Source organism: Arthrobacter sp. B0427-1-12, from assembly GCF_059092905.1.
On record NZ_JBNHIC010000029.1, the window covers coordinates 43,764 to 52,134 of the forward strand.

The 8,371-nt window shown below is 66.9% G+C and carries 11 protein-coding genes and 1 pseudogene; 8 read left to right on the plus strand and 4 right to left on the minus strand.

Annotated features, from left to right (window positions below; translation table 11 throughout):
- Positions 1–155 precede the first annotated feature (155 nt).
- Positions 156–467: a hypothetical protein gene (locus AC5RWU_RS16320; protein WP_494032029.1), complete on the minus strand. Its 312-nt coding sequence runs from the start codon at positions 465–467 to the stop codon at positions 156–158.
- Complete coding sequence (locus AC5RWU_RS16325; protein ID WP_494032028.1) at positions 442–786, minus strand: hypothetical protein; 345 nt, start codon at positions 784–786, stop codon at positions 442–444. Before AC5RWU_RS16325 ends, AC5RWU_RS16320 begins: the two co-directional genes overlap by 26 nt.
- A 63-nt stretch (positions 787–849) precedes the next feature.
- On the opposite strand from AC5RWU_RS16325, the gene AC5RWU_RS16330 reads away from it, so the two are divergent.
- The 5 genes and pseudogenes from AC5RWU_RS16330 to AC5RWU_RS16350 all read left to right on the plus strand — a co-directional run bounded on the left by AC5RWU_RS16330 (position 850) and on the right by AC5RWU_RS16350 (position 3,249).
- A complete protein-coding gene (locus AC5RWU_RS16330) occupies positions 850–1,020 on the plus strand; it encodes a hypothetical protein (protein WP_494037069.1) in 171 nt (56 codons plus the stop codon).
- A 385-nt stretch (positions 1,021–1,405) separates the two neighbouring features.
- A complete protein-coding gene (locus tag AC5RWU_RS16335; protein ID WP_494032026.1) occupies positions 1,406–1,564 on the plus strand; it encodes a ParB family protein in 159 nt (52 codons plus the stop codon).
- 334 nt (positions 1,565–1,898) lie between these two features.
- Positions 1,899–2,054 (plus strand): annotated as a pseudogene (locus AC5RWU_RS16340) (Lsr2 dimerization domain-containing protein); the annotation flags it as partial.
- Positions 2,035–2,220, plus strand: a complete 186-nt coding sequence (locus AC5RWU_RS16345; protein WP_494032025.1) for an Lsr2 family DNA-binding protein — start codon at positions 2,035–2,037, stop codon at positions 2,218–2,220. The pseudogene AC5RWU_RS16340 and the gene AC5RWU_RS16345, both read left to right, overlap by 20 nt.
- A 102-nt stretch (positions 2,221–2,322) precedes the next feature.
- Positions 2,323–3,249, plus strand: coding sequence for a DMT family transporter (locus AC5RWU_RS16350; RefSeq protein WP_494032024.1), 927 nt, complete (start codon positions 2,323–2,325; stop codon positions 3,247–3,249).
- 75 nt (positions 3,250–3,324) lie between these two features.
- Here the strand turns inward: AC5RWU_RS16350 and AC5RWU_RS16355 are convergent, their stop codons facing one another.
- Complete coding sequence (locus AC5RWU_RS16355; protein WP_494037070.1) at positions 3,325–3,537, minus strand: hypothetical protein; 213 nt, start codon at positions 3,535–3,537, stop codon at positions 3,325–3,327.
- 384 nt (positions 3,538–3,921) lie between these two features.
- Between AC5RWU_RS16355 and AC5RWU_RS16360 the strand changes: the two genes are divergently transcribed.
- Both AC5RWU_RS16360 and AC5RWU_RS16365 read left to right on the plus strand, forming a co-directional pair.
- The gene (locus AC5RWU_RS16360) at positions 3,922–4,248 is read left to right on the plus strand and encodes a hypothetical protein (RefSeq protein WP_494032022.1); all 327 of its coding nucleotides are present in this window, start codon (positions 3,922–3,924) and stop codon (positions 4,246–4,248) included.
- Positions 4,249–4,354: 106 nt separating this feature from the next.
- Positions 4,355–4,813 carry an SRPBCC family protein gene (locus AC5RWU_RS16365; protein ID WP_494032021.1) on the plus strand — a complete coding sequence of 153 codons (459 nt, stop codon included), beginning with the start codon at positions 4,355–4,357 and terminating at the stop codon, positions 4,811–4,813.
- A gap of 192 nt (positions 4,814–5,005) precedes the next feature.
- On the opposite strand, the gene AC5RWU_RS16370 is transcribed toward AC5RWU_RS16365, so the two are convergent.
- Entirely contained in the window at positions 5,006–5,917 is a 912-nt protein-coding gene (locus AC5RWU_RS16370; RefSeq protein WP_494002555.1) for a prephenate dehydratase, read from the minus strand.
- 485 nt (positions 5,918–6,402) lie between these two features.
- Here AC5RWU_RS16370 and AC5RWU_RS16375 point away from each other — a divergent pair, with 485 nt between their 5' ends.
- Positions 6,403–7,839: an integrase core domain-containing protein gene (locus AC5RWU_RS16375; protein ID WP_494002554.1), complete on the plus strand. Its 1,437-nt coding sequence runs from the start codon at positions 6,403–6,405 to the stop codon at positions 7,837–7,839.
- Positions 7,840–8,371: the final 532 nt, after the last annotated feature.

Below are 8,371 nucleotides of genomic sequence, written 5' to 3' on the forward strand. Positions count from 1 at the left end.
GCAGGAGCCGGGGGAATGCTCCAACCCGCCGGTGCTTTCATCACTCGCACCTTCAAGAGGTAACCACCACCCTAGAGCCGCCGCATGGGCGCCGGTGACGGCTGTTAAAACGTTGAAAGACCCACAGGTCGGAGACAATTCCTGACCGTCTGGTCTCAGGTTGCGTCGCTGTATCGGACGACACGCCAGTGCTCGGCGGAGGCATCCTTGCGCAGGTACAGGGTCCGCAGGGAGGAGCCGGCCAGTCGGACCTGGACCATCCAGTACTCGACCTCGACGACTGCCCCTTGTCCCGGGGCGGCCCGCAGGCCCTGGTTCCACCAGTCCCACCGCCCGAACCAGTGCTGCGGCTCGGCCGCAACCTGCCAGATCCGGTCCCGCCAGCGCACCGCCAGAGGTTTGCCGGCCGTGGTGAAGCGGACCTGCACCGCCTCATCGATCTCAGTCTCCGCTGCTGTCGCTGTCATGCTTCCTTGTCCTCTCATCCAGTCCGATGGGGTTGAGTGGATCCGGGCGGCGGGTGACCGCGCTGGCCCACACCCAGGTCGCACGCCGGGCCGGCCCGTCGTACCAGAGCACCCGCGCGGCCCGGGTCGACCAGGTGCAGACCTCGCCGTCGACCAGTTCCGCTCCGCCCGGAAAACGGATCCAGGCCTTCACCGGGATGCCCGGCACAACCGTGGTGGTCGGGTAGTGCTCAAAATCCAGTTCCTCGACGGTCAGGCCGATCGGCTCGGCCCGCCGCGCGTAGCGGGCCTGGATCCTTGCCAATTCGTCCCGGTCCACACTCCTATTAGAACATAAATACGAAATGGGGAAACCTGGCTAGAATATGTGGATTTACCTGCGGTGCAGCACAGTGCAGGCCTTGCCGGGGGAGCGGGCCGCGCCTGCCGACCCGGACTGCAGAAGCTGTTTTCAGGGTTTTGGCTGGCCACCCACGGCCAGGGATCCGAACTGCGCGCCGAACCCCAGCCCACCGCCCAGAACCCCGGACAGCAGGCGGCCGCGTACCAGTAGGCGGGGTACCAGGGCGGCGGGCAGCAGGACCACGCACCCCAGGCTCCGGGCCGGCAGGTTCCGGCGGCCAGTGACGGCGCCCGGGAGTACGCGCAGCGGACGGATACCTGGCCGCACCTGAACCAGGCACCGGAGTCGGGCCGCTGACCGGCACGGGCGTTAGGTACGGGGGTTAAAAGGAGTGCCCTGACCGGGCGGATACTCTTGGGGGAAAGCACCGAACCGGTCAGGGCACTACCTATGAGTATAGATACATCCTACGGGTATAGATAGAGTAATGAGCAAGCAAAAGCCGGCATCCTTCACCCCCTATTTCCGCATCGAGGATGCCGATCAGATCCGCGCCGCGTTCCTGGCCGCCGGCGGCACGGAAGGCTAGGCCGCCGTGACCGACCTGATCGAGGCGGCCGTGCTGTGGGAGGTGCGCCGGCTGCAGCGCAAATACAACGGCGGCAAAAAATGGGACCCCGTACCGGCCGGGGCCCTGCGCACCGGACGGCGCAGCCTTCCCGGGGAACAGCACCGCGCCGCACATCAGCCCTGACAGGCGGCCGGTCCAGGCGGCAACAGCAAACGGGCCCCTTGTCCTCCGGGCAGGAGGGCAAGGGGCCCGTACATCGCTGCATCTGAACCTTGGGGGAAGCCCAGATGACCCACCGAATTTAACCGGACGTTCGGTCTCCAGCAACTGGACAAACCCGCACACCCCCACCGGTTCCGCAGCTCCCGGCCGGGGTGGACCGATCTGTCTGGTGAGGGGCCGGAGGCGGGATAAACTCTGGCTCGATGGGTTCCTGCCCGAACCGCGGGGGATCAGGCCAACAGCACCCTGGTCCCCTGTTTTATGTCCTCTTCTTTTTCATCAGGAGTCACTGCCCATGGCCCGCAGGGTTCAGATTGAACTCGTCTCCGACCTCAGCGCCTGCCCGGCCGGCCGGTCGGTCCGCTTCAGTGTTGACGGCATCCGCTACGACATCGACCTGACCGGCGAAGAGGCGGCCCTGCGCGAGGCCTTTGCCCCCTACGTCCGGGCCGGCCGCAGGACGCAGACTCCCCGAAACAGGAGGACCGGTACCAGGAGGACTGGTCCCAAGGGTCCGGGCAGTCCGCCAGTGGGCGCAGGCCAACGGCGACAGTATTTCCGCCACCGGTTCCCTCCCGGCCCGCATCACCGACGCCTATCACCAGGGCGCCGCCTGACCTTACGTTCCGGCAACCGGGCCCGGGTCTGCCGCGGCCCGCTGAGGCGGCCTGCCCGGCCCCGTCCCTGTTGCCCGCTCACCTATTGGAGATGGAGAGTAGATGTCCCGCAGATCCCTGCTCGTTGCGATCGGCTCGCTGGTGGCGGCGACCCTGTTCTGGGCCGGCAACTACGTGGTCGGCCGGATCGCCGTGGCGCAGATGAGCCCGTTCAGCCTGGTCTACCTGCGGTGGCTGCTGGCCCTGGTGCCGCTGCTGCTGATCGCCTGGCTGCTGGAGCGTCCGCGGTGGCGGCAGCTGGTGCGGCACTGGCGGTGGCTGCTGGCCCTGAGCGGGCTGGGCCTGGCCGGTTACAACTTCCTGCTGTACGCGGCCCTGCAGTTCACCGACGCGTTCAGCGCCTCCCTGATCAACGCGTTCAACCCCGCCCTGATCAGCCTGGCGGCGGTGGTGTTCCTGCACCAACGGCTCAGCGCCGCCGCGGGCATCATCCTGGCCCTTGCCGGGGTGCTCATCGTGCTCAGCAACGGTCATCCGGCCGCCCTGTTCAGCGGCGGCTTCGGCGCCGGGCAGGCGCTGATGCTCGGCGCCATCAGCGCCTGGACGGCCTACACGATCATCGGCCGCCGGGCCCCGCGGATCCCGCCGATCACCTCCACGGCCGTCCAGGCGCTCATCCTGGTGGTGCTCCTGACCCCCGTGGCGGGCCTGCGCGGCATCGAAGCGCCGGATACAGGGGCCGGGGTGTGGTCGCTGCTGTTCATCGCCGTCTTCCCGTCCCTGCTGTCCTACATCTGCTGGAACCGGGCCCTGCACACGATCGAACCGGCCAAAGCCGGGGTGTTCCTGAACCTCATCACCGTCTTCACCGCGATCGCCACCGTGTTCCTGGGCCACCCGCTCACCGCCGCCCAGATCATCGGCGGACTCACCGTTCTGACAGGCGTGGCCCTGGCCAACGAACAGGCCTTCACCCGCCCCCGTGTCCCGCATCCTGCCGACACCTCACCAGCGGCCCGCTCCTCCTGAGCGCAGGACCCGCCGGCAGCCGGGCAGGCCTGGCGTCCCTGACACGCGGCGGGGCATCCGGCTGCCGGTCCCGTTTCAGGTACGCACGCGCCCTATTCTGCGGATCTGCCGGACCGGCAGACCCGAGGCCGCAGCCAGAACGGGGACGGGAACAGCCTGCGCCAGCCCGTCAAGGATCTCTTCGCGAAGCGTCACGTCGGCGTGATCGAGCCTGAACTGCGCCGATTCCCTGTCTGCGGCAGCAACACGGACCCTGTCAATGCTCTTATCCCTGCTGGTGGCTTCCACGTCCGTCCCTTTCCCTGAACCGGCCGACGGTGCCCCCGAAGCCGCTGCAGCCCGGGGCGTCGATTCCTGGCCCCGAGGCATGAGGCTGAAGCCCCAGAGTACGGCCCGGGCCCCGGCCCTGGGAATACCCCCACCCGTTACCGAACGCACCGGGCCGGCGGGCACCCGGCCGGCGGCCGGTCCGCCCGCAGCCCCGGAACGGAACAGCGAAGGCCGCCCGCCTGCAGAGCCGAGGATTACACGGCCTGCGGCCGCCTGCATCCGTTCCACCGGCAGCCGCCGCCGCTGCGACACACAGCCCCCAAGTGTTGCGCGGGTCACATCCGTGTTCTAGGCTGGCTTGCGGCCGCGGCATCGCGGCCGGTGATGGGGGGGAAGAGTTTCGTGAACGAGAAGATCCGTGTTCTGGTCCGTCTGGACATTGATTGTGCTTCGGCCCGTATCGAGGTCGGCGGCCATGTGACCGGACGAAGTGTTCAGGCGCTGTGCGCGGTGGCCCGGCGGACCAATTCCCTGCTCCCCGGTCTGGCTCTGGCGGTTGATATGAGCGCCGCTGCGGTTGAACCGGAGGCCATGGCCCTGCTGGAATCCTGCTCGGCCGCCCACCGGCTGCCGCTTCACATCGACCCCGTTCAGAACGAATGCCGGCTCAGCATCCTCACGGCCGACCGGCCGGCAACCGGCCGGGCGCATCCGGCGATGGCAGCCTGACGACAGCCTTGAATATTTCCGCCCGCCTGTGGACCTGCCCGGTCACCCGGACCAGGCTTCAGAACCGGAACCGCCCCGATCCCTGCAGCATCCCAGGAGAGTGACCGTGACCGATGATCTGACCATTACACGCACCTTCAATGCGCCCCGCGAGCTGGTCTATGCGGCGTGGACCAGCCCTGAGCTCTTCTCCGTCTGGTTCGGCACCGAAGCGGTCGATGTTCCGCTCGAGGAACTGTCGATGGATGTGCGGGTCGGCGGGACCTGGAAGGCCCTCATGCGCCTGCCCGAGGGCAGCACGATCCGGTGGGCCGGTGAATACACCCAGGTTGATCCGCCCGGGCGCCTGGCCTTGACCATGAACGATGATCCGGGCGCCCCCTTGGACTCTGATCCTGTGACCGTGGTGCTCAGGGAGGCCGGGGGAGGGACCGAGATGGTCCTGACCCAGCCCCGCGGCGGCTTCACCGACGAGCAGATTGAGCAGACGGCGGCCGGTTACAACGGCTTCTTCGACACGATGGAGAAGGTCCTGGCCGGACAGGCGCCAGCAGACCTGCCCTAGGCGCCCCCGGGAGGCGTCCGGCTGAGCGCTTCGGCGCTCAGCGGCCCTGTTCATTCCCCCGGAACCTCCCGGTCATCCCAGCGCCATGACCATGGCGGCTGGCATCATCACGGGCCGGGTTGTCATCTGCGCGGATATCGGCACCAGGCCATTGGCTGCTGTGTGAGGACGGCGTGTGTGAGCAGGCATTCCTTATATATGGGGATACGCAGAGGGGTGCCGGGGAGCCGCTGGCCTGTCCGGGGTCGGGTTCTGATCGGCCAGGCGTGTCCTGTAGGGGTGTGCGGCGTAGACGCCGAGGATCCGCACGTCGGTGGTGAAGAAATCCAGTTCGCTGAAGGCCCGCATGAGCGGGGCGTCTTCGGGGTGTCCTTCGACATCGACCATGAATTTCGTGGCGGCGAAGTCCCCGCCGACCATGTAGCTCTCCAGCCGGGTCATGTTGATGCCGTTGGTGGCAAATCCGCCCAGGGCCTTGTAGAGGGCGGAGGGGATGTTGCGGACCTGGAAGACGAAGCTGGTGATGACCCGTTCCGGCAGGTGGGTCCGGGGCGGGTAGGACTGGCTGTCGGCCAGGATGACGAACCGGGTGGTGTTTGTGGGATCGTCCTCGGCATCTGCGGCCAGTACCTCCAGTCCGTACATGTCCGCGGCCAGTGGCGGGGCGAGGGAGGCCTTGGCTGGGTTGTTCCACTCGGCGACTTCGCGCGCGGAGCCGGCGGTGTCACCGGCGATGACCGGGGTCAGGCCGTGGCGGCGGATGAGTCGGCGGCACTGGCCCAGGGCGTGGATGTGGCTGTGGACTTCCCTCACCTGGTCCAGGGTTGTTCCGGGGATGCCGAGCAGGTTGAAGCGGATGCGCAGAAAGTGTTCGCCCACGATCTTCAGCCGGGTTTCGGGCAGCAGTGCGTGGATGTCCGCGACCCGTCCGGCGATCGAGTTGTCGATGGGGATCATGGCATGCCGGGCACGCCCGTCGGTAACTTCTGCAAAAGCGTCTTCGAAGCTGGCGCACGGAACAGCAGTCCAGTCGGGGAAGACTTCCCTGCAGGCGATGTGTGAATTGGATCCCGGTTCACCCTGGTATGCGATTGCTGGACTCACAATACGGAAGTATCCCATTGCCGGGCTCCGTTTCTGCCGTCCTGACGGTTTGTGGTGGTGACCGGCGCGGTGCTGCCACCGGTTCGGTCGTGCCGGGCCGACACATGAAAACCGTGCTTGAGAGGAAGGAACCGGGCCGTTACAGCACCAGTCGGGCACCCGGGGGCCGCGGGCCTGTTGCGCTGGGCCGTTGCAGAGAGCCTTGGCAGCCGGAGAACACCTCTCATATGCGCTGCTAGCGGTGCTGGAAGGAATCAGTGCAGGGGGTCTTCGATTCCGTCGTGGGCCGGTGCCGGTTCAGGCGGCGGTCCAGCCGGTTCCGGAGATCCCGGACCATAACGCCGAAGTGCCTCAGGCTAAGTACCAAAGCAGTACCATGTCTTGTCTCAAGACATCATGGACACACGATCTCATGACATCGTGGACACGATGTCTCACTACTTCGGGGACAGGTGTCGCGGCCGTGGTGGGTGAGAGTCGACGGCATGACGAATTCACTTCCGCCCCGCACGCGGGCCACGATCATCAACTACGACCCCTCGCAACCCCACTCGTTATCGGTGACCGAGTTCTGTCGAACATTGAAGATCTCGCGGAGCGTGTTCTACAAGATCCGTGGCCGGGCGGCGGGCGAGTCGACAGCAGCGCTGCACCCTCGGTCCCGGGCACCAAGGCACCCGGCCAGAAGGTACGGTCCCGAGGTCGTCAACGAACTCGTGAGAATCCGCAAGCAGCTCAAGACGGACGGCTGGGACTACGGCCCACGTTCGATCTACTACGAGGCCGCACTCCAAGACATCTTCCCGGGCGGGCGTATCCCGTCGGTGGCCACGATCGCCCGACTGCTGTCCAGCGTCGGCCAGGTCGACTCCTCGCCGAAGAAGCGTCCGAGGTCCTCGTACATCCCGTTCGTGCGCGCCACGGCGATGTCGTTGTGGCAACTGGACGCGTTCGAGTATCGGCTCGCCGGAGGGCAGGCAGTGACGGTCTATCAGGTGCTCGACGATGCGACCCGGTATGACGTCGGGACGTGGGCACACGTCCGTCACGAGAACAGCGCCGACGCCAAGGAGGTCCTCGAACGGGCGATCAACGCCCATGGCGCACCACGAGAGCTCTTGTCGGACAACTCGCTGGCGTTCAACCAACTCCGCGCCGGCACGATCGGATCGGTCGAGATCTTCCTCGCCTCTTGGGGCACCATGCCCATCAGCGGGCTTCCGGGAAGGCCGACCACGCAAGGCAAGAACGAACGGTCCCACCAGACCCTGATCCGGTTCCTCGACGCCAACCGGCCGGTCACGCTCGAGCAGCTGCGGGAACGGATCACGAGATTCCGCGAACACTACAACCACCGCCGACCGCATCAGGCGCTCGATCACGCCACCCCTGGCACGGCGTGGGAGCTGCTCGAGCACACGCCCGCGACGGAGCCGGTCCCGCTTCAGGTGCTCGAAGCGAAGGCCTCCGAGTATCGGCAGGCACGCCGCCTGCGCCAAGGTGATCTCGGACGATCCGCCGTGACGATCTCAAAAACCGGGCAATTGCTCCCCGACCAGCCCGAGAATGTGGTGGAGCAGGCTGCAGACCAGTCCATCGTGGAAGTCACCCCGGCGAACCGGCAGGTCTACTATCAGGGATATCAGGTGTCGCTGCCGACGACCTTCGCCGGGCGCGAGTTCCACCGCACGATCTCCGACGACGAATTCCTCTTATCGGACATTGCCAGCGGTGAGGTCGTGTTCTCCTTCCCGCTGCCGATGATCGCACTGCAGGTACGAGACCGGTATGTGGCCTCCTACGCCATCCAGGGCGTGGAGATGACGAATCCGACCAAGCACTGGGAACGCAAACACTCGGAGTTCCGGGCGCAGTTCGCCCAGCGCCGAGAAGAGGTCCCGGCAGTCTTCAACGCCGGATAGACCGCTGATCAGGGCGGCAGGGGCGCGCTGGTAGTCGTGCACGAAGCCCTGAGATTCAGCGTCCCCGAAGTGACGGAGATCCAGTGTCCACGATGTGACGAGATCACACACCAAAGCAGTACCACGGCGGTACCAAACCGGCACCGAACCTGTACTGCAGTGGTACCTGCTGGTCCCGCCGGATCTGTCCGCCTGGCCCGTGCTGCCCGGTCCGCAGGGGGACCGGCTAGGCCGGTTTCGCGGCCGGCGGCGCCGGTCGTGAAGCGGCTCCGGCCCGGTGGCGGGGCGGGCCGGGGGGAGCCCGCCGTCCCGCCCGCCGCAGGCCCCGCCTCGCTTCAACAGGCCCGATTATTGCCTACGATAATGCCCGGTTATGCTACCGATCCTCCGGCGGCCCCGTCTTTCGGCCCGGAACCGCGGAAACCGGGAGACGGCGAGAATCCGGGCCTCGCGGTGCCGGATCAGCGCCCGGCGGGCCCTGGACAAGGCAGCCGGGATCGGCGCAGCGCGGAGCCGACGGTCACCTGACCCT

What these genes read in the sequence shown, in the direction of transcription:
- AC5RWU_RS16320 (WP_494032029.1), bottom strand. Translation starts at nt 467, where the DNA reads ATGACAGCGACAGCAGCGGAGACTGAGATCGATGAGGCGGTGCAGGTC.
- AC5RWU_RS16350 (WP_494032024.1), top strand. Translation starts at nt 2,323, where the DNA reads ATGTCCCGCAGATCCCTGCTCGTTGCGATCGGCTCGCTGGTGGCGGCG.
- AC5RWU_RS16375 (WP_494002554.1), top strand. Translation starts at nt 6,403, where the DNA reads ATGACGAATTCACTTCCGCCCCGCACGCGGGCCACGATCATCAACTAC.